General features: G+C 48.7%; 1 protein-coding gene. It reads right to left on the reverse strand.

The annotated features are described in order from the left end of the window. Positions 1-335: nSTAND1 domain-containing NTPase (locus AAEY78_RS12450; protein WP_352339652.1), on the reverse strand; the 335-nt coding region annotated here is incomplete at both ends.

Here is a 335-nt window from a genome sequence, read left to right on the forward strand (position 1 = left end):
CTTTTTAGGTTAGGAATAACACCGGCATTAATTAACGACGATTTACCTGTGCCGCTTGGGCCAAGTACTAAGCAAAATGCGCGGCCGAATTTGATTTGTGCTGTAATACGATTGAGTAAGGTATCGACTTGTTCACCCCGACCAAAAAACACCTCGGCATCGTTCGGTTCAAATGCGCGTAAGCCGGGAAAGGGTGATTGGCCTTGCCATGGCTCAGTCGTAATTCTTGTTTGGTGACCAATGGGAAACTCAACCTTGGCAAGGGTGCGGTAACCGCGTTTGCGGATGGTTTCAATGTAACTGGGGTTTGATGCTTGGTCGCCTAAGGCTTTGCG

Origin of the sequence: Psychrobacter sp. 16-MNA-CIBAN-0192 (genome assembly GCF_040309565.1) — a bacterium.
Lineage (GTDB): Bacteria > Pseudomonadota > Gammaproteobacteria > Pseudomonadales > Moraxellaceae > Psychrobacter.